Origin of the sequence: Mesorhizobium sp. IMUNJ 23232, assembly GCF_044326205.1 — a bacterium.
GTDB lineage: Bacteria > Pseudomonadota > Alphaproteobacteria > Rhizobiales > Rhizobiaceae > Kumtagia.
Genome location: NZ_JBIRCY010000031.1, coordinates 25,268 through 49,234, shown reverse-complemented (window position 1 = coordinate 49,234; position 23,967 = coordinate 25,268). Strand labels below are relative to the sequence as shown.

At 64.1% G+C, this 23,967-nt stretch carries 21 protein-coding genes; 11 read left to right on the top strand and 10 right to left on the bottom strand.

All coding sequences use genetic code 11. The annotated features are described in order from the left end of the window. Positions 1-9: 9 nt before the first annotated feature. The 3 genes from ACH196_RS21695 to ACH196_RS21685 form a co-directional block, all read right to left on the bottom strand. Positions 10-687 carry an HAD-IA family hydrolase gene (locus ACH196_RS21695; protein ID WP_396649013.1) on the bottom strand — a complete coding sequence of 226 codons (678 nt, stop codon included), beginning with the start codon at positions 685-687 and terminating at the stop codon, positions 10-12. Between the two features lies 1 nt (position 688). Continuing rightward, complete coding sequence (locus ACH196_RS21690) at positions 689-3,142, bottom strand: FAD-dependent oxidoreductase (protein WP_396649012.1); 2,454 nt, start codon at positions 3,140-3,142, stop codon at positions 689-691. 62 nt (positions 3,143-3,204) lie between these two features. Then, on the bottom strand, positions 3,205-3,792 hold the full coding sequence (locus ACH196_RS21685) for a helix-turn-helix domain-containing protein (RefSeq protein ID WP_396649011.1): 588 nt from the start codon (positions 3,790-3,792) through the stop codon (positions 3,205-3,207). Between the two features lie 161 nt (positions 3,793-3,953). Here ACH196_RS21685 and ACH196_RS21680 point away from each other — a divergent pair, with 161 nt between their 5' ends. After that, positions 3,954-4,664 (top strand): nitroreductase, encoded by a 711-nt coding sequence (locus tag ACH196_RS21680; protein WP_396649010.1) that lies wholly within the window; start codon positions 3,954-3,956, stop codon positions 4,662-4,664. Positions 4,665-4,683: 19 nt separating this feature from the next. Here ACH196_RS21680 and ACH196_RS21675 read toward each other — a convergent pair whose 3' ends face one another. Next, entirely contained in the window at positions 4,684-5,169 is a 486-nt protein-coding gene (locus ACH196_RS21675) for an SRPBCC family protein (protein WP_396649009.1), read from the bottom strand. A gap of 112 nt (positions 5,170-5,281) precedes the next feature. Then, positions 5,282-5,908, bottom strand: a complete 627-nt coding sequence (locus tag ACH196_RS21670; RefSeq protein ID WP_396649008.1) for a hypothetical protein — start codon at positions 5,906-5,908, stop codon at positions 5,282-5,284. A gap of 191 nt (positions 5,909-6,099) precedes the next feature. Between ACH196_RS21670 and ACH196_RS21665 the strand changes: the two genes are divergently transcribed. Continuing rightward, positions 6,100-6,432, top strand: a complete 333-nt coding sequence (locus tag ACH196_RS21665; RefSeq protein ID WP_396649007.1) for an antibiotic biosynthesis monooxygenase family protein — start codon at positions 6,100-6,102, stop codon at positions 6,430-6,432. Between the two features lie 72 nt (positions 6,433-6,504). Here the strand turns inward: ACH196_RS21665 and ACH196_RS21660 are convergent, their stop codons facing one another. From ACH196_RS21660 to ACH196_RS21640, 5 genes are all read right to left on the bottom strand, one after another. Further along, complete coding sequence (locus ACH196_RS21660) at positions 6,505-7,032, bottom strand: DUF3280 domain-containing protein (protein ID WP_396649006.1); 528 nt, start codon at positions 7,030-7,032, stop codon at positions 6,505-6,507. A gap of 160 nt (positions 7,033-7,192) precedes the next feature. Then, positions 7,193-7,780: a sarcosine oxidase subunit gamma family protein gene (gene soxG, locus ACH196_RS21655; protein WP_396649005.1), complete on the bottom strand. Its 588-nt coding sequence runs from the start codon at positions 7,778-7,780 to the stop codon at positions 7,193-7,195. Beyond that, a complete protein-coding gene (locus ACH196_RS21650; RefSeq protein WP_396649004.1) occupies positions 7,773-10,766 on the bottom strand; it encodes a sarcosine oxidase subunit alpha family protein in 2,994 nt (997 codons plus the stop codon). Before ACH196_RS21650 ends, soxG begins: the two co-directional genes overlap by 8 nt. After that, entirely contained in the window at positions 10,763-11,047 is a 285-nt protein-coding gene (locus ACH196_RS21645) for a sarcosine oxidase subunit delta family protein (RefSeq protein WP_396649003.1), read from the bottom strand. Before ACH196_RS21645 ends, ACH196_RS21650 begins: the two co-directional genes overlap by 4 nt. Before the next feature lie 219 nt (positions 11,048-11,266). Further along, complete coding sequence (locus ACH196_RS21640; RefSeq protein WP_396649002.1) at positions 11,267-12,526, bottom strand: sarcosine oxidase subunit beta family protein; 1,260 nt, start codon at positions 12,524-12,526, stop codon at positions 11,267-11,269. A gap of 176 nt (positions 12,527-12,702) precedes the next feature. On the opposite strand from ACH196_RS21640, the gene ACH196_RS21635 reads away from it, so the two are divergent. From ACH196_RS21635 to ACH196_RS21595, 9 genes are all read left to right on the top strand, one after another. Continuing rightward, on the top strand, positions 12,703-15,183 hold the full coding sequence (locus tag ACH196_RS21635) for a mechanosensitive ion channel family protein (RefSeq protein ID WP_396649001.1): 2,481 nt from the start codon (positions 12,703-12,705) through the stop codon (positions 15,181-15,183). 124 nt (positions 15,184-15,307) lie between these two features. Further along, entirely contained in the window at positions 15,308-15,571 is a 264-nt protein-coding gene (locus ACH196_RS21630) for a hypothetical protein (protein ID WP_396649000.1), read from the top strand. Positions 15,572-15,782: 211 nt separating this feature from the next. Further along, the gene (locus ACH196_RS21625) at positions 15,783-17,219 is read left to right on the top strand and encodes a UbiA family prenyltransferase (RefSeq protein ID WP_396648999.1); all 1,437 of its coding nucleotides are present in this window, start codon (positions 15,783-15,785) and stop codon (positions 17,217-17,219) included. Continuing rightward, entirely contained in the window at positions 17,219-18,571 is a 1,353-nt protein-coding gene (locus tag ACH196_RS21620; protein ID WP_396648998.1) for an FAD-dependent oxidoreductase, read from the top strand. The genes ACH196_RS21625 and ACH196_RS21620 overlap by 1 nt, the downstream gene beginning before the upstream one ends. Positions 18,572-18,678: 107 nt before the next feature. Then, a complete protein-coding gene (locus ACH196_RS21615) occupies positions 18,679-19,113 on the top strand; it encodes an EamA family transporter (RefSeq protein WP_396648997.1) in 435 nt (144 codons plus the stop codon). Beyond that, on the top strand, positions 19,110-20,117 hold the full coding sequence (locus tag ACH196_RS21610) for an NAD-dependent epimerase/dehydratase family protein (protein ID WP_396648996.1): 1,008 nt from the start codon (positions 19,110-19,112) through the stop codon (positions 20,115-20,117). Before ACH196_RS21615 ends, ACH196_RS21610 begins: the two co-directional genes overlap by 4 nt. A gap of 39 nt (positions 20,118-20,156) precedes the next feature. Beyond that, positions 20,157-21,587 (top strand): aspartate aminotransferase family protein, encoded by a 1,431-nt coding sequence (locus ACH196_RS21605; RefSeq protein WP_396649050.1) that lies wholly within the window; start codon positions 20,157-20,159, stop codon positions 21,585-21,587. 60 nt (positions 21,588-21,647) lie between these two features. Beyond that, positions 21,648-22,835 (top strand): hypothetical protein, encoded by a 1,188-nt coding sequence (locus ACH196_RS21600; RefSeq protein ID WP_396648995.1) that lies wholly within the window; start codon positions 21,648-21,650, stop codon positions 22,833-22,835. A 2-nt stretch (positions 22,836-22,837) separates the two neighbouring features. Further along, positions 22,838-23,608 (top strand): FkbM family methyltransferase, encoded by a 771-nt coding sequence (locus ACH196_RS21595; RefSeq protein ID WP_396648994.1) that lies wholly within the window; start codon positions 22,838-22,840, stop codon positions 23,606-23,608. Positions 23,609-23,967 lie beyond the last annotated feature (359 nt).

Below are 23,967 nucleotides of genomic sequence, written 5' to 3'. Positions count from 1 at the left end.
CCGGGTTCCTCACGCTGCCCGGCCGGCAAAACCGGAGATCACCAGCCGGCCGGCCGCGTCGGTCAACGGCGCGAGCGCTTCATAGCCAGGGATCGTGGGATGGAGTGTTTCGAAGCGATGCGTGTGCGTCGCCGTGACAACCACCACCCGCGCGCCGGCCGCCTCGGCGGCGCGGATGCCGGCGGGCGCGTCCTCGAAGACAAGGCAGTCATGCGGCTGCTGGCCGAGCCGCTTGGCCGCAAGCAGGAAACAGTCGGGCGCTGGCTTGCCGCTGGTCACGTCCTCGCCGGCCACCATCAGCGGCGGCAGCGGGATGCCGGCGGCCTCGAGGCGGCGGATGGCGAGCGGGCGCGGCGCCGAGGTGACGATCGCCCAGCGGTCGGCGGGCAGGGCGGCCAGGAAAGCGGCCGCGCCGGCAATCGATTCGATGCCGTCCACATCGTCCATCTCGGCCTGGGTGAGGGCTGCGACCTCGGCCTGAACGTCGACGCCGGGCAGGTTGAGTGCGCGAATCGTCTCGCTGGCGCGCACGCCGTGAATGGTCGGCAGGAAGGCGGCGACGTCGAGCCCATGGCGCGTCGCCCAGGCCGCCCAGACGCGCTCGGCGGCGGCAATCGAACTCAGCAGCGTGCCGTCCATGTCGAACAGGAAGGCGCCAAAGGCGTGGTCGGGGAAGGGCAGGGTCATGTTATGCGCGAAGCCTCAGGTTTTCGGGGTCCCAGAGCGGCTTGTCGGGCTGGACAGTGGCGACAAAACGGTCGCCGAAAATCTCCACCTCGACCTTCGTGCCGGGAACGGTCAGGTCGGCGCGCAGCATGCCCAGCGCGATCGACTTGTCCACCCTGTAGCCCCAACCTCCTGACGTCGTCTCGCCGACGATGCTCCCGTCATGCCACAGCGTCGACATGTAGGGCGCGTCGCAGGGGCCGGGATCGTCCAGCGTCAGCGTCACGAATTTTTTCGTCACGCCCTGCTGCTTTTCGTTCTGGAGGGCTCGCTTGCCCGCGAAGGCTGGCTTGTCCCATTTGACAAAACGCTCCAGCCCGCCCTGCAGCACCGAATAGTCGGTCGAGAGGTCGCCCTTCCAGGCGCGGTAGCCTTTTTCGATCCGCAGCGAATCCAGCGCGAACATGCCGAACGGTTTCAGTCCGTGCTTCTGGCCGGCGGCCCAGACCGCGTCGAAAATGGCCGGCGTGTCCTCGACCTTGGTGTGCAGCTCCCAACCTAGTTCGCCGGCAAAGGAAACGCGCACCAGTTGCAGCCAGCGACCGGCGATCTGGCAGGACTGGTGCGACAGCCAGGGTTTCGACAGGTCGGCGTCGGTAACTTCGGCGAGGATTTCGCGCGATTTGGGACCGGAGAGAATCTGGCAGGAGAAGTTCTCGGTGACATCAACCAGAGTTATTTCACGGTCTTGCGGCAGGTTCTTCGCAAGCCACTCGAAGTCGTGGCTCTGCGCGACGGCGGCGGTGATCAGGAAGAAAAAGTCCTCGTCGAGCGCCATGATCGACATTTCGGTTACGATGCGGCCTTGTTCGTCGGCAAAATATCCGAGGCCGATGCGGCCGGGTTTTGGCACGATGCCGGTGATGAGCGATGACAGCCAGTCGCGTGCGCCCGGGCCTTGCAGGCGGAAGCGCGAGAATCCGGGCAGGTCCAGAATGCCGGCGGCGTCGCGTACGGCAAGACATTCCTCGCGGATGCGCGGCTCCCACGGGCCGGCGCGGTCGAAGGTCTGGGTGGATTCTTCCGAGGTGTCATCGCCGGGTCTTGCATACCAGGTGGCACGCTCCCAGCCATTGTAGGCGTTGAACTGGGCGCCAAGCGCGGCAATGCGGTCGTGGATCGGCGACAGTTTTTGGTTGCGGCCCGCCGGCCAGGCATGGCGGGGGAAGGAAATGGCATATTCGTTGCCGTAGATTTCGAGGCCCTTGGCGACGCAATAGTCCTTATCCGCCGTGAAGGCGGTGAAGCGGCGGGGGTCGCAGGACCACATGTCCCATTCGGTATGGCCTTGCGTGACCCATTCGGCCAGCACCTTTCCGGCGCCGCCGGCCTGGGCGATGCCGAAGGTGAAGACGCAGGCTTCGAAGGCGTTGGGCACGCCGGGCATCGGACCGATCAGCGGGTTGCCGTCCGGCGCATAGGGGATCGGGCCGTTGATGACCTTGCTCAGCCCCGCCGTGCCGAGGATCGGCACGCGGCGAACCGCGTCGTCAAGATAATGCTCCAGCCGGTCGAGATCGTCCGGGAAGAGTTGGAAGGAAAAATCATCCGGCATTGGATCGTTGTGGCCGGCCCAATGCACCCGGCAGTTGCGCTCGTAGGGGCCGAGATTCATGCCGCTCTTTTCCTGCCGCAGGTAGTAGGACGTGTCGACGTCGCGCAGCAACGGCAGTTTTTTGCCTTGCTCCTTCGTCCAGGCGGCGAGCTCAGGGATCTCCTCGAACAATATGTACTGGTGGCTCATCACCATCATCGGCACGTCGCGGCCGAACAGTTTTCCGACCTCCTGGGCGCGGTAGCCGGCGGCGTTGACCACGTATTCGCAACGTATGTCGCCCTGCGCGGTCGAGATCACCCACTCGCCGTTGTCGCGCCTGACGCCGGTGACCGGACAGAAGCGGACGATCTTCTGGCCCATGTCACGCGCGCCCTTGGCCAGCGCCTGGGTGAGCTGGGCGGGGTCGATGTCGCCGTCATTGGGGTCGAAGAGCGCGCCGGCAAGGTCATGCGTCTCGATGAAGGGGTAGCGTGCCTTGATCTCGTCGGGGCCGACAACGTCGATCGCCATGCCCTGGTAACGTCCCATGCCTTTTGCGCGCTGAAACTCGCGCATGCGCTCCTTGCCGTGGGCGAGGCGCAGCGAGCCCGTGACGTGGTAGTTCATGGGGTAGCCGACTTCTTCCGCCAGGCCGCGATAGAGCGTGGCGGAGTAGCGCTGCATGTTCATCAGCGACCAGGAAGACGAGAAGGTCGGCACATTGCCGGCGGCATGCCAGGTCGAGCCGGAGGTGAGCTCATTCTTTTCGACCAGTACGCAGTCGGTCCAGCCGGCTTTGGCGAGATGATAGAGCGAGGAGACACCGACCGCGCCGCCGCCTATGATGACCACACCGGCGTGGGAGGGGAGATCAGCCATTTTTCTGGACCCGCTGGGTGATAAAGCTTCTGGTCTGCGTTGGCATCGACATTGCAAATCTCTCAATACACCGGCGGGGACACGACCCAGATGACGACGGTTGGGACTTTCCCCGGATTTCGCCAGCGGTGCGTCTTGTCCTTGAACCTAAAACTGTCGCCGGCGCCAAGACTGTGCCAGACGCCGCCGATCTCGATGTCGAAACGACCCGAGACCACGTAGCCCGCCTCCTCGGTGTCGCGCAGCGACGCTTCCTCCAGCGCGGCGCCCGGCGCGAATTCCGAGCGGATCAGCTCGAAACTACCGCCGAGATCGGGCGACAGAAGCTCCTCCACCAGGCCTGATTCGCTTGTGCCAAGCGGCCGGCGCGAACCGGCGCGCACGACGACGCCGCGTTCCTGTTCGCGCGGCACCTCGTGGGTGAAGAACAGGCTGATCGGCACGGAGAAGGCCGAGGCGATGGCGCGCAGGTCGCCGAGCGATGGCACCGACAAGCCGCGTTCGACCTGGGAGAGCCAGCCGACTGAGCGGCCGAGCCGCAGCGCCGTTTCGACAAGCGTCAAGCCGCGTGACTTGCGCAGCGCGCGGATGTCGCGTGCCAGCAACGGGTTCGTACCGTTCTCCCTCTCCGCCACGGCCGTCGCTGTCATGAAAAAATCCTCGAAAATTTCATACACATGACCGTCATGAAAAAAGCAAGGAGAATTTCATACAAGCGACGAATCGCTTGCGCGATAGCGGGGCGTCGTGCAAACGCTGGTTTTGGCAGCGTTGGGGGACGCCTGTTCGCGCGGTAGGGAAAGGACCACGCATGCTGGCACCGGACTTGAGAACCGATGATTTCGACGAGGCTGCTGTTGTCGACGAAGCGATCGTCTCACGGCGTTCCGTGCGCGCCTTCCTGCCCGACCCGATCGACGACGCGGTGATCCGCGATATTCTCGAGGTGTCGGCGCGAGCGCCCTCCGGCACCAACATGCAGCCGTGGCGCGTCTACGTCACCAAGGGCGAGACCAAGCAGCGCATTTCCGATGCGGTGCTCAACTCCGGCATACGCGCGGAAAAGATCGCTTGGGACGAGTACAAATATTATCCTGACCAGTTCTTCGAACCCTATCTGACGCGTCGGCGCACTGTCGGTTTCGGCCTCTATTCGGCACTCGGCATCGGGCGACGCGAAGTGGAGCGCATGCGCGAGCAGCACGACCGCAATTTTGTCTTCTTCGACGCGCCGGTCGGCATGATCTTCACCATCGACCGGCGGCTGAACAAGGGCTCGTGGGTCGATCTCGGCATGTTTTTGGAGAACATCATGATCGCCGCGCGGGGCAGGGGGCTGCACACCTGCCCGCAGGCCGCCTTCGCGCCGTACCACTGGCAGATCCGCCCGGTGCTGAACATTCCGGAGGAAGAGATCCTCGTCTGCGGCATGGCCTTGGGCTACGAGGACACAACCAAGCCGGAAAACCAGTTCCGCACCGAGCGCGCGCCGCTGGAAGAGTGGGTGACGTTCCTGAAGTAACGCAGTCGTAAGGCTGCAGTCACGCCGCCTTCGCCTTGCGCTCGCTGAGATACCGCCTGAGCCCCGCTTCGCCGCGCGGCGTCGTCCAACGGTGGTTCCAGGCGAAGGCCGGGCGCAACAGCGGCGCGAAAAACTTCAGGATCGGCCGCTCGACCAACACCTGCCAAGTGAGATCGACATGCGTGCCGCTGCCGGAAGGTTTTAGCACCGCGCGCCAGTGGCCGTCGAAATCGCCGCTGGTCTTCACCGCCACCACCTTGCCCGGTTCCAGTTCGACCGCTTCGAGAATGAAGTTCAACTCATAGGGCAGGAAACCGCGAGCCCGCGCCCGAGCCTGCGCGCCAACCACGGGGCTGTCGCCCGGCGTCAGCTTGACGACTTCCTTGTAGACGTCGCCCCACCACAGCGGCAGCAGTTGCGCATCGGCGAGCACGTCCCAGACCTCGCCCGGCCGAGCCTCCGGAATCTCCCAGACTTCGTCGAAGCGGAATGCATTGCTTGCCATCGCCCGGTTCCCTCCGACAGCGAGACGTGTCAGCCATTCGGCTGGCGGCCGGAGGGAAACCTATCAAATTGCCTGTTCGCGCGCCACAAAAGGACCCCGGCCAGTGTTGAGGTCAGTTCGCGGCGAAGCAGTAGAGCAGGCCGGCGCCGCCCGTGCCCTTGAATGCGTCGACACTGCAACCGCCGCGCGTTGCATGCGACGCGTTCCAGGATTTGGCCTCGGCCGAATCGTTGAGACCCATGCGGTCGTGATGGCCGACGATTGCCGCGCCCTCGGTGCCGCCCATAGTCCAGTTGCCGCAGGTTTCCGGCGCGGCGGTGCCGTCCGGCTTGGAGCCGGTCAGGATGTCGTGCTGGTTCGGCTTGTCGCCGCGTCCGTTGACGGGGTTGCCCTTTTCATCGAGCGCCGTCTGTTTGGTGATGTTGTTCTTGTCGCTGTGCAGCGAAGCGACGTCGTCGGCGATCTTCTCGCCCTTGGCATTGAACCACGGACCTGTGCCGATGCGGTCCTTGGCATTCTCGGCGTCGGACGAGAGATAAGCCTTCCAGGTCTTGCCGTTGATGCCAGCCGACGCGGCGAGGGCCCCGCAATAGGCGTCGGCGCCGGCAAGGCCGCCAAGGTCGCCGCCCTTGCCCGGATTGGCGCTGGTGACGAAAAAGCTCATGGTGGTGTCCTGCGCGAAGGCGCCGAGCGCCGAGCAGACGAGAACAGCGGCGGCAGTGCCGATCAGGCGATTCATGAAATTCCTCCCATTCGTTGCGTTGGCCGGCGGATGTCAGGAGCATGGCCCTATGCATGGAACCCGGCCGGCTCCGTGGCGTATTGCGACACATGTATGCGAACGCGCTTCGCCTGCTGGTTCTTCCCGGCAGTTCGGGAATTTGCATGGCAGACAGGCGCGTCGGGCGGTAATCCACGGAGGGTATCGACATGGCCAACCCGCCTTTACCAACGATCGCACGCATCTGGCGCGGGCGTACACGGCGGGAGATCGCCGATGACTATGCCGTCTACCTGCATGAAGCCGGGATAAAACCGCTGATCGAGAAGGCGCTGGGCGTACAAAGTTTCCGCGAGGATCGCGACACGGAGAGCGAATTCGTGACGGTCTCTTATTGGGAAGGCGTCGAGGCCATGGCACGCTTTACCGGCGGTGACCCGACGCAAATCCACCACCTGCCGCGGGACAAGGAGTTCCTGATCGCACTGCCGGAAAGCGTGCAGGTGCTGACGATCGTCGGGAGTTTTGGGCGGGTTGGTTAGGTTTTCCATCCGCCCGGATGGGAAACGTCGAGAGTTGCCAAGGCCCTCAACTTGCCGAGTCAAAAACGGACTTCATTTGCTTGGCAGGCTGCCGGCGATGCGTCTTTCCATGACCCATTTGGCGCCGCGCGGCCAGGAATAGTTGGCGCCCATGCGCAGGCCCGAATAGCCCAGCGCCACCGGTGCGCCCGTGCCGGCGTCGACGACCCTGATCAGCATTTCGTATTCGGTGCGGCTCACTCGGTTGACCACGCCGGTCACAGCCAGTTGCCCGCCAAGCTTTTCGGCGATCGGCGCTTCACAGCCCTTGCAATCGCGCAAGGCGCCGGCCTTGGCGAGGTCTCCCGCCGCCGGTTTTGCGTCGACGATCCTGTATCGGCCGGTCGACAGTAGGAAATCCTTCGCCGCCTGGGTGGACTCTTGCAAGTATTGGGTATCGCGCGCGTCTTGCGGGATGATGCCGGCGGCGGCGCTTGAATCCATCATCTCGAAATCGAAGACGACGATGTCTTTCGACGGCTCGGCCGCCGCGCCGCCGATAGCCGCCAGTACGAAGATGCCGGCGAGTGAAATTGTTGAGAATCGATGCTGCTGGCCCATGGTTCATCCGTTCGCTTGCGGTTCAGACCTGGGAATTGCGAGCGGCACAATAACACCATCGAGCGGCAAGACCATTGGTCTTTTGTGCAGCCCCCGCATTCGGCCCCCTTCGCTCGTGCTTTGCACCCTTCTCTTCGTGAAGGACAGAAGGAAACGGCGCCTACCGCACCTCGTAGCCAACCTCTTCGCTAGCATGGCAGAGCGCCGTCCAGAAGGAGCGGGCGAAGGAGCGGAAGATGGTGAGGTCGAAGCTGTCCGGTCCGGTGCGCTGGATATGGGCGAAGATATCATGATGATTGGTCGAGATGCCCGAGCAGAGCGGGAAGGCGGGCAGCGAAAAATCGATCGCGAAGAATTTCGCCAGCACCCATTCCGCCTTCGGGCCGGCGATGCGCAGGGCCGTGCGTCCGTGCGAAAGATCCGTGACGGTTCCGAGGTTTATCGGAATCGCCTGAAGGAGAGAATCAGCCAGACCTTCGTCGTCCGACACCACCAGGAATTTTCCAGGGGCGATGCCGAAGGCCGCCTTGCCATCGGTCGCGATGCCGCCGCCGGCGCCGTCCGGCAGGGAGAGGCCAGCGGCCGTGCGGATGGCGGCGATGACAGCCTTCTCCTCGCCATGCCAGGCGGCAACTTGCACGATCGAGCCGGGCTGCGTCTCAGAAAGCACGACGCCCACGCCATCGGTAAAATTGCCATGCGAACCCGGCCGCCACACCGGCTGAAGGGGCGAAAGCATCTCAACCATGCACGCGGCTCCCTTCGGGATCGAAGAAGTGGTGGCTGACGATCTCGACCGGTCCGAAGCGTTTTCGCAGCGGATCGGAGACGAAGGCGCGCGTGCCGTGGCGCGACTTGCCGCCTTTGACGAGGGCAAGGCCGATATATTTGCCGAGCGAGGGCGAATAGCAGACGGCGGTGATGTGGCCGATGGAGTTGCGTGGATTGGCCTCGTCGAGCTGCTCCACGACATGCGAGCCGCCGTTGAGCGGGCGGCTGTCGAGCGAGATGAGGCCGACGAGTCTAAGGCGGTCCTCGGCGACCAGTCCCTCTCGGCCGAGCATGTTCGAGCCGATGAACGGCTTTTTCTTGGACAGCATCCAGTCGAGATGCAGGTCGCTTGCCGTGGTGCGGCCGTCGATCTCGGCGCCGGTGACGTGCCCTTTCTCGATGCGCATCGTGCCCAGCGCTTCCAGGCCGTAGGGCACCATGCCGAAGGGTTTGCCGGTCTCGATCAGGGCTTCCCACACATGGGTTCCATGGCCGGCGCCGCAATAGACCTCGAACGCCATCTCGCCGGAGAAGGAGAGGCGGCAGATTTTTACGGGCGCGCCGGCGACCTCGCCGCTGACGATGCCCATGAAGGGCAGGGCGGCATTGTCGACAGCGGTGCCGGTGACGCAGGCGGCGAGGATTTCGCGGGCTTTCGGCCCGGCGATTGCTGCGCCAGCCCACTGGTCGGTGACGGAGGTGACATGGACTTTCAGGCCCGGCCAGACCACGTCGAGATAATATTCCAGATGCTGCATGACCTTGCCGGCATTGGCCGTGGTCGTGGTCATCAGGAAATCGTGCTCGCCGAGACGCCAGGTGGTGCCGTCGTCGAAGGCGATGCCTTCCTCGCGCAGCATCAGGCCGTAGCGCGCCTTGTTGACGGAGAGCGTCGAGAACATGTTGGTGTAGACGCGGTCGAGCAGCTCGGCCGCATCCGGCCCCTGCACGGCGATCTTGCCGAGCGTCGAGACGTCGACGATGCCGGCGATCTCGCGTGTGGTCCTGGTTTCGCGCACATAGGCCTGTTCTACCGTTTCGCCGGGCTTGCCGTAGATCTGCGGGCGGAACCACAGGCCGGCGGCGTACATTTTTGCGCCCTGCGCCACATGCCAGTCGTGCATCGGCGTTAGCCGCTCTGGCTTCACGTCGCCGTAACGTTCGGCGGCGAGCGAACCGATCGATACGGAGGTGAAGGGCGGCCGGAAGCGCGTGGTGCCGACTTCGGCGATCGGTTTTCCCAGCGCATCGGCCATGATGGCGAGGCCAGGCACGTTGGAGGTCTTGCCCTGGTCAGTCGCCATGCCGAGCGTGGTGTAGCGCTTCAGGTGCTCGACCGAGACGAAACCTTCGCGATGGGCGAGGCGCACGTCCTCGGCGGTGACGTCGTGCTGGAGATCGACAAAGGCCTTTCCCTTGGCCGGAATCTCGAAGACCGGCGCCGGTTCGGAGAATGGCGAGGCGTGTTCGACTTCGGGCGCCGCCTCGGGATGACCGCTGCCGCCTGTGGCGCGCTGCCCGGCCGAAAGCCCTTCGGCCAGCGCCTCCGCGGTGGTGAAGCGGCCGTTGAAGGCGCCGGCGCCGATCCAGTTCTGGGTGGGTTCGGGCGGCAGGAAGGCTTGCAGCCTTTCGTCCCATTTCGGCGCGGCGCCGGCCTGGCTGGCGAGGTGGATGACCGGCGACCAGCCGCCGGAGACGACCAGGCAATCGGCGTCGAGATGGCGCGCCTCGCCGGTGAGGGCGCGGGCGGCAAGGTCGAAAGCCTGCACCTTGATGCCGGAGACATGCTTGCCGCCTTCGGTGGCGACAACGGCGTGGCGCAGCAGCAACTGCCCGCCGACCGACGAGGCGATGGCGCGAGCCTCGGCCGAAATCTCAGAGCGGACATCGACGATGGCGGTTATCGAAGCGCCGGCATCGCGCAGGGCCTGGGCCGCTGCATAGGCGCCGTCATTGTTGGCGAACAGAGCCACCTTCTCGCCGGGCAAGACGCCGAATTCGGTCGCGTAACGCTGGGCGGCGGAGGCGAGCATGACGCCGGGACGGTCGTTTCCGGGAAACACCAGCGGGCGCTCGAAGGCGCCGGTGGCAAGAACCACGCTGCCGGCGCGGATCGACCAGTGGCGGTGGCGCGGCTCGCCCTTGCCGGGGGTTGCCTTGTGGTCGGCGACGCGCTCAAGGGCCGCGAGGCTGTTGCTGTCGTAATAACCCCAGACGGTGGTGCGCGGCAGCAGGCGGACGTTTTCGCGCGCTTGAAGCTCGCGCACCGTTTCGGCGGCCCATTCGGTAGCGGGCAAGTTGTCGATCTGCTCGGCGGACCAGTTGGCCGAACCGCCGAAGCGCGAGTCCAGTTCGGCGAGGATGACACGCGTGCCATTTTCCGAAGCGGCCTTCGCGGCCATCAGGCCGGCCGGCCCGGAGCCGACAACCAGCACGTCGCAAAATGCGTTCATGCGTTCGTAGCGCGACGAGTCTCTGACAGTTCCTGCCCTGCCGAGACCCGCGGCGCGGCGGATGAAGTGCTCGCAGAACATCCAGAATCGCGTGCCCTTCAGCGGGCCGACGACCGGGCCCATGAAGGTCTTGTAGTAGAAGCCGGCCGAGATCGCCTTGCCGGCCAGCCCGTTCGCCGCGCCGACGTCGAAGGCGAGCGACGGAAAACGGTTCTGGCTGACGGCGACGAGGCCGTCGTAGATTTCCAGCATGGTGGCCGGGATGTTGGGCTCGCGCTCTTCGCCGTTCAGCACGGTGACCAGCGCGCTGGGCTCGTCGATGCCGGCGGTGAGCACGCCGCGCGGGCGATGGTATTTGAACGAGCGGGCGATCAGCGAGATGCCATTGGCGAGCAGCGCCGAGGCCAGCGTGTCGCCGGCATGGCCGGTCAGCGGCTTGCCGTCGAAGCTGAAGCGGATGGTGCGGGTGCGGTCGACGCGCCCGGCCGTATTGCCGCGGCGGGGGCTCATGAGCGGCCTCCATGCCGGCGTCCGGTAGAACCGCCGGCGAGGGCCACCTCGGAAATGCGGTGGGTCAGTGTGCTACGGGTGACGGCCAGATGCGAGCGGCAGCCGCCGGAATGCTGCCAGATCTCGCGGTGGTCGCCGGCGATGTTGGTCCGGTCGTAGACATAGGCGTTCCAAGCGGCCTGGTCGGTGGAGGCGGGATCGGGGCGCGTGCGGTTGCCGTCGCCCTGGTAGGAGAATTCCGACACGTCGCGCGGGCCGCAATAGGGACAGGTGATCAGCATTGGCAAGCGGTCCGGGCGTAGTGTTTGAAAGGCTGGCGCGAGGCACCCCCCTCTGTCCTGTCGGACATCTCCCCCTCAAGGGGGGAGATTCGCCGGCCGCTTGGATTTCGCCAATCGCCAGCGTTGCAGGAGAGGCGGGGCGCGCGAAACTGCCAATCTCCCCCCTTGAGGGGGAGATGTCCGACAGGACAGAGGGGGGTGCGAAGGGGCACGTTCATTTCAATGCAGCTTGGGCGTGGCGCCCTGGCCCTTGTCGTCGATCAAGAGGCCGCGGTGGAAACGATCGAGCGTGAAGGGCGCGTTGATCTCGTGGGGGGCGTTCTTGGCGATGGTCCAGGCGAAACACCAGCCTGAGGCGGGTGTCGCCTTGAAGCCGCCGTAGCACCAGCCGCAATTGATATACATGCCGGGCAGGGGGCCTGTCGTAATGATCGGCGAGCCGTCCATGGACATATCCATGACGCCGCCCCAGGAGCGCAGCAGCCGGACTTTCGCGAAGCCGGGGAACATGGCGAGCAGTTCGCTCATGACCTCCTCGACCAGCGGCAGGTTCCCGCGCTGGGCGTAGGTGTTGTAGCCGTCGAGATCGCCACCGAAGACCAGGCCGCCCTTGTCCGATTGCGAGACATAGAGATGGCCGCCGCCCCAGGTGATGACGCCGGGCAGGATCGGCTTCAGCGATTCGGAGACGAAGGCCTGGAGGACGTGGCTCTCGATCGGCAGATTGTCGATGCCGGCGAGTTTCAGCACGCGGCCGGTGCTGCCGGCGGCGGCGACCGCCACCTTCTTGGCGCGGATGTCGCCGCGTGTCGTCTTCACGCCGACGATGCGGTCGCCTTCCTTGAGAAAGCCGACGACCTCACAGTTTTCAAGAATGTCGACGCCGCGCCGGTCCGCCCCGCGCGCATACCCCCAGGCGACGGCATCGTGGCGGGCCGAGCCGGCGCGCGGCTGCAGCAGGCCTCCGACGACCGGGAAACGCGCCTTGGGCGATACGTCGAGGCCGGGATAGAGCCGGGCGATCTGGCCGGGGCTCAGCAATTCGGCGTCGCCGCCCTCGTGGCGCATGGCGTTGCCGCGCCGCGCATAGTCGTCGAGCTGGCCGGGCGTATGCGCGAGATTCAGGATTCCGCGCTGCGAGAACATGACGTTGTAGTTCAGATCGTGGGAGAGGTTTTCCCACAGCTTCATCGAATGTTCGTAGAAGCGGATATTCTGCGGCAGCAGGTAGTTGGAGCGCACGATTGTGGTGTTGCGGCCGATGTTGCCGGAGCCGAGATAGCCCTTTTCGACCACAGCGACATTGGTGATGCCGTGTTCCTTGGCGAGGTAATAGGCCGTCGACAGCCCGTGGCCCCCACCGCCGACGACGATCACGTCATAGGTCGGCTTGGGGTCGGGCTTGCGCCAAGCCGGCTTCCAGTCACGGTTGCCGGTGAGCGCGTTCTTGAGGATCGAAAGAGCAGAATATTCCGCCATCGGGAAAGAAACTTTCAGGTTAGGCAAGCGGCACACTATAGGCGGAGCCGTAGCGCGCAAGCCAGTTTTGCGCCACGACTTTTCACAAGTCCGACTCCGGCTTGCCCGCTGAGGGCGCGACCAGTATCACTGCCGGCCATGCGAACGCCATTTTGCGAGCTTTCAAGCGCCGAACAATGACCAAAGCCGCATCCAACCTTGTCCTGGCGTTCCTGCTGCTACTGGCGGCGCTCTTCGTGCCGTTGCAGGCCGGCGCGCAGGGGGTGGGCCGGTCCGGTTCGTCGATCGTCGACGAGCAGCGCACGGTGATCGGCGGCCTGACGTCTCGCACCGACGGGCTCGAAAAGGACATCAACGCCAGTCTGGAGGAGGACGCCAAACTGGTTGAGATCCGGCTGCAACTGGAGGAGATCGCGCGCGATTTGATCAGCAGCAGCGTGTCGTTCCGGCCGCGCCTCGGCGAGATCAATGCGCGCATCGAGCAGCTTGGCCCGCCACCGGCGCAAGGCGCTGCGCCCGAATCGGACACCGTAGCGGCTGAACGCCAGAGCCTCACCGCCGAAAAGGCGGAGATCAACGCCGCACTTGGTGCGGCTGAAGACCTGTCGATCCGCGTCAACACGCTGATCATCCGCGTCACCGACATGCGCCGCGACCTGTTTTCGCGGCTGCTGACCAGGCGCTATGAGATCGATTTTCCGCTGCTGAGCGAGGTTGTCGGCGCCTTTCACGAAACAACCACCAGCCTCTACCGGTCGATCTCGGCCTGGGGGCGCTTCGTCGTCAACTTCAAGCTGAGCTCCGTGCTTGCGGCGACATTCTTCGCGCTGATCGCCGCCGCCGTCCTTTTGATCGGCGGACGACGGATGTTTGGCCATCTGTTCGAGGCTGATCCCGACAGGACCGATCCCACCTATCTCAGCCGGCTGTCGGTGGCGTTCTGGTCGACGCTGCTGCCGTCGCTGGCGCTGGGCGTGTTCCTTGGCGTCACGTTTTCGCTGTTCGACTATTTCCAGGTGCTGCGTGGCGACATCGGCTCCATGCTGGCGTCGCTGTTCGGCGTCATCGGGCTGGTGTTCTTCGTGCACCGGCTGGGCAAGGCGGTGCTGTCGCCCGATCTGCCGCACTGGCGGCTGATTCCGGTGCAGTCCGGCGCGGCCGCGAAGCTTCTCTGGATCATGTCGGCGACGGCTCTGTTCAGCGGCCTGGATTTCCTGCTGAGCAATATCTACGAGACGCTGGACGCCCCGGTGGCGCTGACCGTCGGCGAGGCGCTGGTGGCGACCGTCATCATCGGCATCCTGGTGATGGCCAGCGGCCTGGTGCGGCCCTTCGCCGATGAGGAAGGCCGGCCACGGTCCTGGCCAGCGGCGGTGCGGCTGTTCATCTATGCGCTGGGCCTCATGACAATCGTGGCGGCGCTGCTGGGCTACATCGGACTCGCGCGCTTCATCTCGCAGCAGATCGTATGGACCGGCGCCGTGCTGGCGACGATGTATATCGGCTTCCTGTCGTCGCGGGCCGTGTCGGAGGAAGGGGCGTTCGCGGGCACGACGATCGGCGCCCGGTTCCAGCGCTGGTTCAAACTGGACGATGCGGGCCTCGATCAACTCAGCCTGCTAGTCAGCATCCTGATCAACGTCGCCGTCGTGGTCGTCGGCTTGCCGCTGGTGCTGTTCCAGTGGGGGTTCCAGCCTGCAGACATTGCATCGTGGATGTACAAGATCGCCACGGGCATCCAGATCGGCTCGTTCACGCTGTCGCTGACTGGAATCCTGTGGGGCTTGCTGGTGTTCGGCGCGGGCTTCGTGTTGACTCGGTGGTTCCAGGGCTGGCTCGACGGTTCGGTGATGGCGCGCGGCCGCGTCGACACCGGCGTGCGTAACTCCATCCGCACCGTCGTCGGTTATGCCGGCCTGGCGATTGCCGGGCTGGTCGGCCTGTCGGCGGCCGGCATCGATTTTTCCAACCTGGCGCTGATTGCCGGCGGCCTGTCGCTCGGCATCGGCTTCGGTCTCCAGAACGTCGTGTCGAATTTCGTCTCCGGGCTGATCCTGCTCGCCGAGCGGCCGTTCAAGGCCGGCGACTGGGTGGTGGCGGGGTCGGTCTCCGGCACCGTGAAGAAGATCAGCGTGCGCGCCACCGAGATCGAGACGTTCCAGCGCCAGTCGGTAATCCTGCCGAATTCGGAGCTCATCAACGGCGCGGTCGGCAACTGGACGCACCGCAACAAGCTCGGGCGCATCGAGATACCGGTCGCCGTGGCCTACGGTACGGATGCGCGAAAAGTGCATGCGTTGTTGCTGGAACTGGCGTCCGGCCATCCGCTGGTGCTGAAGAACCCCGAACCTTTCGTGGCGTTCACGGCCTTTGCACAGACATCGATGAATTTCGAGATTCGCGTGTTCCTCGGCGACATCAACAATGGCGGCATCGTGCAGAACGACCTGCGCTTCGCCATACTGGACGCGTTCGACCGCGAGAACATCAGCATCGCCATCCCCGCTCAGTCGCCCGTCGACTTGTCGAAGCCAAAATGGTCCACCGACGACGACAGGGCGGAAGCCGAGCTCGCCGCCACCGTCGAGCGCCGCGCGCAGGCCGAGGAAGAGGTCAAGGCGCGGAAACCGCGGCGCCGCAAGGCCGATCCCGTTTGACGGCCGGCGCAAATGTGGCATGAATGGGCCATTCAGTTGGCGTTCAGCTTCGGCCGTCTATAAATTCTTCTCGAAGGGGACAAATGGGTCCCTAACCCAGAGGCGGTGGAAACACCGGAAAGCCATGAAGAATTTCGTCGTCGCGGCCTCTTTGCTCATGCTGATGGGCAATGCGGCGCATGCGGCCAGCGCGGTCAATCTCGACCAGGAGCCGCGCACACTGATCGTCACAGAAGGCGGCAGCAAATCGGAGCTTTCGCTGGCCGCCGGCGAGACCGTTGAGTTCTGCTCGGGCGGCTGCTTCGTCACTATGCCGAACGGCGATCGCCAGGCGCTGACCGGGACCGAAACGGTTGAAATCTCGGGCGGCGTCGGCCGCATTAAATAAGCGCTTCGGTGCGCTTTGCGGGATGTCGAGGCCGGGCCGTCGCCCGGCCTTTTAATATTTCCGGTTGCAGTCGCTTAACCTTGATTTGCAAAGCTGTTAAGCTGCCCTGCCGGCCGGGCGCCGCATTAACGCACCCTAACCGGTCCCTCCGTTATAGCCTCCCCAGCGACGCTGCTGATGGCGTTTCATGGCAATTGCGGAAACTGGCTCGATGGATGCGCGGTCCGACAAGAATGCAGTTCCGTTGGCCGTCGACCTCGACGGGACGCTGATCGCGACCGATCTCTTGTGGGAAGGCCTGTTCCTGCTGCTGCGGCAAAACCCGCTGCTGATTTTCCTCGTGCCGTTCTGGGTAGCGAAAGGGCCCGCGACGCTGAAGCAAGAGATCGCAAAGCGCGTCGACATCGACCCGGCGGCGCTGCCCTACCGCAAGGAAGTGATGGAGCGTCTGCATGCCGAGAAGGCTAGCGGACGCCGGCTTGTGCTGGCGACCGGGACGCCGCGCAAATTCGCGGAAGCCATTGCAAAACATCTCGGCATCTTCGACGCGGTGCTGGCCACCGACGGTAAGGAGAACCTGACCTCCAAGCGCAAGACCGCGGCGCTGGTAGCCGCTTATGGCCAGGCCGGCTTCGACTATTTCGGCAACAGCCGGCACGACCTGGCGATATTCGATGCGGCGCGCGAGGCCAGCGTGGTCGCGCCCGACCGCAGCGCGGCGCGCTGGCAGGCGGCGCATGGCTGCGAGCTGATCGACACGCCGAAGCCGACGGTCAAGACCGTCCTCAGGATGCTGCGCGTGCATCAGTGGCTGAAGAACGGGCTGATCGCCGTGCCGGTCGTGCTCTCCCACGAATATTTCAACCTCGGCATGCTGGTCGACTGCATCCTCGCCTTCATCTCCTTCAGCGCGGCGGCATCGGCGATCTACATCGTCAACGATTTCTTCGATCTTGCGCTCGACCGCCGCCATCCGACCAAGCGCAACCGGCCGTTCGCCAGCGGGCTTCTGTCGATGCGCTTCGGCATCGCCTCGGTTGCGGTGCTGCTGGTGCTCAGCTTCGCGGTCGCGGCTTTCCTGCCGTTGCTTTTCCTGGGCGTGCTTTGCGGTTATCTTGTCGCAACGACGGCCTACTCACTTGCAGTCAAGCGCATGCTGCTGCTGGATGTTCTGATGTTGGCCGGCCTCTACACTACGCGCATCCTCGCGGGCGCGGCCGCAACCGGCATCGACGTGTCGTTCTGGCTCCTCGCCTTCTCGACTTTCTTCTTCCTGTCGCTGGCGCTGGTGAAACGCTATGTCGAATTGCGCTCGTCGGTCCTGGTGCCCGGTGAACGCATTGCCGGACGCGGCTACCGGGCTGAAGATCAGGAGATCATCGCCCAGGCCGGCATGGCCTCGGCCTTTTCGTCGGCGCTGGTGCTGGCGCTCTACATCGACAGTTCGGCCGTGCGCGAGCTCTATTCGCATCCGTGGATGGTGTGGCCGCTGGCGCCGACGGTGCTTTATCTCACCATGCGCATCTGGATCCTGGCGCGCCGCGACGAGTTGCATGACGACCCGGTTGTGTTCATCGTCCGCGACTGGCGCAGCCAGGTGGTGGTGGCGGCCGGCGCGATCATGCTGGTGATGGCGGGTCTGATCTGATGGACACGCTGCACGGCAGCTTCGGCCGCGTCACGCCGCCCGCGCAACGCGCGATGCAGGCGGACGAGGCGATAGCGTTGATGAAGAGCGGGCAGGCCGGGGCGAACATGATCCTGCCCTATGGCAATGGCCGATCCTATGGCGACAGTTGCCAGGCGCAAAACGGCATCCTGGCCGACATGCGCTCGCTGAATCGGGTCATCGGCTTCGATACCGAGACCGGCCTGTTCACGGCGGAAGCCGGGATGCTGCTCTCCGACATCATCGCCCATGCGGCACCGCATGGCTTCTTCCCGCCGGTGGTACCCGGCACCCAGGTCGTCACGCTGGGTGGGGCGATCGCCAATGACGTACATGGCAAGAACCATCACCGGCGCGGTACGTTCGGCTGCCATGTCGAGCAGATCGAACTGCTGAAGTCCGACGGCAAGACCTATGTTTGCTCGCCGGCGTCGAATGCGCGGCTGTTCCAGGCGACGATCGGCGGCATGGGGCTGACCGGCATCATCCTGTCGGCGTCGCTCCGACTGATGCGCGTACCCTCGCTCGACGTGGCCGAGACGGTGACGCCGTTCTCCGGGCTGGCGGAGTATTTCGACCGCGCCGAGGCGGCCGACGATGCCAATGAATATGCGGTCGCCTGGATCGACCAGCTTGCCGGCGGCAAGCGGGCAGGGCGCGGGTTGCTGCTCACCGGCAACCACGCGGAGAACGGATCGCGGCAGGCCGGCCGGAGCGGGAGGCGGCTTTCGGTGCCGTTCCAGCCGCCCATCAACGTGCTCAACCGGCCGTTCCTGACTGCGTTCAATGCGGCGTACCGCTGGAAGCGCGGACGAGACCAGGGTCCGCACACCACCGGCTACCAAGGTTTCTTCTTCCCGCTCGACGGGGTGGCGGACTGGAATCGGCTCTATGGGCCGAACGGCCTGTTCCAACACCAGAGCGTCGTCCCCTTCGATGCGGCGCGCGAGGCAGTTCCCGTGCTGCTGCACGCGGCGCGTGAAGCGGGGCAGGGTTCGTTCCTCACCGTGTTGAAGCGTTTTGGCACAATCCGCTCGCCGGCGATGCTGTCGTTCCCGCGGCCCGGCTACACGCTGACGCTGGATTTCCCGAACCGCGGAGCGCGCACGCTGGCGCTGCTCAAGGAACTCGACGCAATCACCGTCGCGGCCGGCGGCGCGGTCAATCCCTACAAGGATGCGCGCATGTCGGCCGCCACCTTCGGCGCATCGTTTCCGGACTGGCAGAGGCTCGAATTCATGCGCGATCCGGCCTTCCTGTCGAGCTTCTGGGCACGCACGGCGATGCGGTTGAAGTCGCGCGACTGGGGCGTGGCGAAGGCTGCCGAATAGCCGGCCACGACAAGTCGGTACGCGTAAAAGTTTAATCAAATGCCGCGCCCGGTTTCACGGGATATTTCCGGGTTGCCGCTAGGACCGGTGCAACGAGAGCGAGAAACATGAAATATCTGCCGTTCATCCTGTTCACGGTGCTGACCAACGCGGCCGCGCAATTGATGCTGAAGCAGGGGATGATGAGCCTCGGTTCGATCTCCTTGGAGGGCGCCAACCCGGTCATCAAGATCCTGCAGATCGTTTTCAGCCCGTGGGTTTTCTTCGGGCTGTGCACCTTCGTGATCTCGATGGCCTCGCATCTCTACGTGCTGTCGAAGGTCGAACTGTCCTTCGCCTATCCGTTCCTCAGCCTTGCCTATGTCGCCGTCGCGGTATTCGCCTATTTCATCTTTCACGAGGATTTGAACGCCTGGCGCATCGCCGGCATCGCCTTCATCTGCGTCGGAACCGTGCTGATCGCGCAGAGCGGACGCGACAGCCACGAAGACGGCACGAAGGTTGCTTCTGCATCCCTGCAAACCAGCGAGATCTCAAAATGAGACACATTATCTTCGGCGGCGACGGTTTCGTCGGCCGTCATCTTGCCCCCAAACTCCTCGCCGACGGCCACGAGGTCGTCGTCGCCGATATCGTCAAGAGCGACCTGCCGCACTATCGCCACGCGCAATACGTGCGTTGCGATGTGACTGATCCGGCCTCGGTGGCCGGCGTCGGCATCAAGGCCGACGACATGGTCTACAATTTGTCGGCGAAAATGCTGTCGCCGATCCAGGTGCGGGCCAAACGCCACGACTTCTTCTTCCCGGTGAATTATCACGGCACCGTTCACATCATCGAGGCGATGGCCAAGGCCGGCGCGCCGAAGCTGGTGCACTTCACCACCGACATGATCTACGGCCACACGGTCACATACCCGATGACCGAGGAGCATCCGGTCGCGCCGCTCGGCGAATACGGCCTATCGAAGTGGAAGACCGAGGAACTTGCCGCTGACTGGCGCAAGCGCGGGATGAACATTTCGCTGTTCCGGCCGCGTCTCATCATCGGGCCCGGACGGCTCGGCATCCTCGAAAAGCTGTTCAAGCTGATCGACATGAACCTGCCGGTGCCGATGATCGGCTCGGGCAAAAACCCCTACCAGTTCATCTCGGTGTTCGACTGCGCGGAAGCCGCGCGTTGCGCCTTCAAGGCCGGTGTGCCGAACGAGGCCTACAATCTGGGCTCGCTCAATCCGCCGCCGGTGAGGAAGCTGCTCGGCGACCTCGTCAAGCATGCCGGATCGAAGTCGCTGCTGATCCCGACGCCGGGATGGGCGGTGAAGCGCACGCTCGACCTGCTCGACTGGATGAACATGCCGATCATGGACCCCGAGCAGTATCTGATTGCCGACGAAGAATGCGTACTCGACGTGTCCAAGGGCAAGCGCCAGCTCGGCTGGGTGCCGCAGTATCGCGACGAGGACATGCTGATCGCCGCCTACACCGAATACCGCGCCAAGAAGGAAGGCCGCGTGGCCTCTCCCTCTCACGTTCCGGCCGAATAGGAGATCGATGATATGAACGCCATGACCAAACCGGACACGATGCGCTCGACGATCGCGGCCGGGCACAATCTTCTGCCGAAACCGGACCTGATCACAGTCGAGGAAGCCAAGGCGATGGACGTCGCCCGGCTGACCGACCTGTTCAAGTCGCATCTCAATCCCGGCCAGTTGCATTTCATGAAGCTTCTCGGCTTCCACAAGATCAAGATCGAGCGCGCCGAGGGCATGTACTACATCGACCAGAACGGCCGAAAAATTCTCGATTTCTTCGGCGGCTTCGGGTCGCTGGCCTTTGGCCACAACCATCCGAAGATTCTTGAGGCACGGAAAAAGTTCCAGGAGGAGAAGCGGCAGGAGATCGCCATCGCCTTCATGTCGCAATATGCGGCAGCCCTCGCCCACAATTTGGCGAAGTGCTCGCCGGGCGACCTCGACATGGTGTTCCTCGGCTCGTCCGGTTCGGAAGCCATGGAAGCGGCAATCAAGGTGGCCGAGCGCGCCGCGGGGCCGAAGCGGCCGAAGATCGTCTATGCTGAAAACTCCTTCCACGGAAAGACCAAGGGCGTGCTGGCCATCACCGATGGTGCTCTTTATCGCGCCGATTTCAAGGTGACGGACAACACGGTGAAGGTGCCGTTCGGCGACATCAACGCCATCGAGCGGGCGTTCCGCACCGATCCGGAGATCGGCGTAATCGTGCTGGAAACCATCCAGGGCGGCGGCGGCATCGTGCAGGCGCCGGCGGAATTCTGGACGAAGCTGCGGGCGCTCTGCGACCAGTACGGCGTGCTGTGGGTGGCGGACGAAGTGCAGTGCGGTTACGGCCGGTCCGGCCGCTTCTACGCCTTTGAGCACTATGGGGTCGTGCCGGATGTGACAGCGCTGGCGAAATCGCTTGGCGGCGGCAAGGCGGCGGTCGGCGCGATGATCGCCAAGCGCGACGTCTACATGAAGGCCTACGGCACGCCGAAGACGGCGATGATCCACGCGATGGCGACCTTTGGCGGCATCGGCGAGGCATGCGTGACGGCGATCGAGGCGCTCAACGTGCTCTATGACGAGCACCTGATCGACAATTCGGCCGAGACCGGCGCCTACCTGCTGGAGCGGCTGCAGGCCGTACAGGCGAAATATCCGAAGATCATCAAGGACGTCCGCGGCAAGGGTTTTATGGTCGGCCTGGAGTTCCACGATTTTTCGCAGACGTTGCCGATGGTGCTGCGGCCGGTGGTCAGCGTGCTCGACGACAAGCTGAAGGGTTCGCTGTCGGGTTTCGTCGGATCGCTGCTGCTGCGCGACTACGACGTGCTGGTGGCCTTCACCGAATACAACCGCAACGTCATCCGGCTGGAGCCGCCGCTGATCTGCCAGCGCGAGCATGTCGACCGCTTCGTCGATGCGCTGGACAGCCTGCTGTCGCGCGGCATCGTTTCGATCGTCAAGGACTTCGTGAAGAGCCAGATGGGCTGACCGCAAAGGTCGCGGCGGCGTGGGGGCGCCGTCCAGGCAACAGGGGTAGGGCAGATGTTGATGAAGATCGAACGTGCGCCGATCGAATGGGCGCTGGATACGGGCGTCGGCAAGGGCATCGCCCAGGCGACCACGAACCGGACGTTGCTCGATTGGCTGGGCGCGGCGTTCTTCGCCGTGGTCTGCGTGGTGATCGCGCTCTACGCGCTCGTCAAGCCCGACTACAATTGGGACATGGTGGCCTATGTGGCCACCGCGCTGGAGGATCGCTATCAAGATCCGGCCGAACTGCATGCGGCCACCTGGAGCGAGATCGAGAAAGGCGCGCGGCCGGCGCAGCTCTACGAGATCCAATACGGCAACCCCTACAACAAGCACCAGTGGGAGAACCCGGTCGACTTCCAGTCGCAACTGTCGATGTATCGCGTGAAGGTCGGCTACGTCTGGGCAATCCGCGCGCTGGAGCCGATCTTCGGCGTGGCAATGGCGTCGATCCTGCTGTCGGTGATCCCGTCATTGCTGGTCGGCGGGCTGCTGCTCTACTGGCTGGCGCGTGAGAATGCGCTACAAGGCGGCTTCATCCTTGCGCCGCTGCTGATGCTGGCCGACCAGGCACAGATGACGTCGTCCGTCGTGCCCGACATGCTGCTGTCGCTGGTCTCCGTGGCCGCTCTCTATGCCTTCGTACGCGGCCGCGACGCGCTCGCCTGCGTGCTCTTGTTCGCCAGCGTTTTTGTACGACCGGACAATCTCATCCTAATCTTCGCCATGCTGGTGACCGCGGTGGTGTTCGGCTGGCGGATCATGCCGTGGCTCGCGACCTTTGTCGCTTCCTTCGTCGGCTGCATGCTGATCTCGAAATACGGACACCATCCGGGCTGGTGGGCACATTTCTACTTCTCCTGCGTACAGATCCAGAACTCGATGATCGACTTCCACCCCGACTTCTCGCTGATGACGATGCTGAAGGGTTATGTGCGGGGCGTGGTGGTTGCGCTGATCAACAGCGACTGGCCGGCGATCCTTGCGCTGTTCGCGGCGGGGTGGGCTTTGCTCTATCGTTACGGCAAACCGATCACCAATAGACAGAACGGCCTGATCTTCGCGCTGATGATCGGCACGCTCGGAAAATTCGCCAGCTTCCCGCTGCCGGACGACCGCTTCTATCACGTCTTCATCCTGGGCCTCGCGATCCTGCTGGTGACCATCTGGAAGCCGCGCTTCGACATCGTCAAAGCAAGGAACTGATCATGGACGGTGGGGAAGCCTCGCAATTCATCGAACTGCTGCGCGTCTTCCTCTCGCTGGTTCTGCCGGTCGGCATACTGGATCGCGGCGCGCCGTTCCGGGGCACGCGGTTCCTGGCGCAAGCGGCGATGCGGGCGCGGATGGGCAGCGGCCGGCCGTTCCAGATGGTCAATGTCGGTGCCTGCGACGGCAAACTGTTCGACGACGTAACGCCGTGGCTGCACCGCATAAAAGGCTCGCGCGCCATGCTGGTCGAGCCGATCCCGTACAATCAGAAGCGCCTGCGCGCCAATTATCCGGACGCGGGGCGTTTCATCATAGAGCCGGTGGCGGTGACCCCGACCAGCGGAGCGATCTCCATCCGAACCTTCGACGCCGCGGCCCTCGAGGCGGGTACGCTGCCGCTCGAATTCATCGGCTGCTCGTCGATCAGCGACACCAACCTGATGTCGGGCAACAACGCCTGGGGCGAGCAGGACCAGAATTTCCAGAAATTCGAGCCCTTTCTGAAATCGATCGAAGTGCCGGGCGCCACGCTGCAATCGCTGCTCGACCGCAACCGGGTCGAGCACATCGATGCCTTCCTCGTCGACTGCGAAGGTGCCGACTGGCAGGTGTTCGATCAGCTCGATATCGAGCGGTATAGACCGGGGATGATCAAGATCGAGATCGGCGCGCTGACCGCTGCCGACATCGGCAAGGTCATGCTGAAGCTGAAGACTGCCGGGTATCAGGTTGGGCTCTACGCCGAGGATGTCTGGGCGTTTGCATGAGTTTGTTCCTTCGGCCGTAGATCAGCCGATCAGGCTTTTGGCAACGGCAAGCGGCGGATGGAGAGTCGCCCTGGCGCGACGCAAGCGGCACGAATCCGGGTGCCGAATAGAAGGCGCCGACTGAACGTCGTACACGGGCTTGCCTTCTGAGCACTGGAGTCCTCCCGACACGTGGTGGATGGCGCCGTCCTTGCCGGAAGCAAAAAAGGAAGGATCACGGCCCTCGGATATTTTCGCAGTGTGGGCGATCTTTGCTGTGGACAAGGAACGTTGCTCGTCTGGTGACGAAGTTTGCCAGACCTGGTTGGCATGTGCTGTTCCGCCCGGATAGCCCGCATGCGGAACGATTGTCCGGCCGT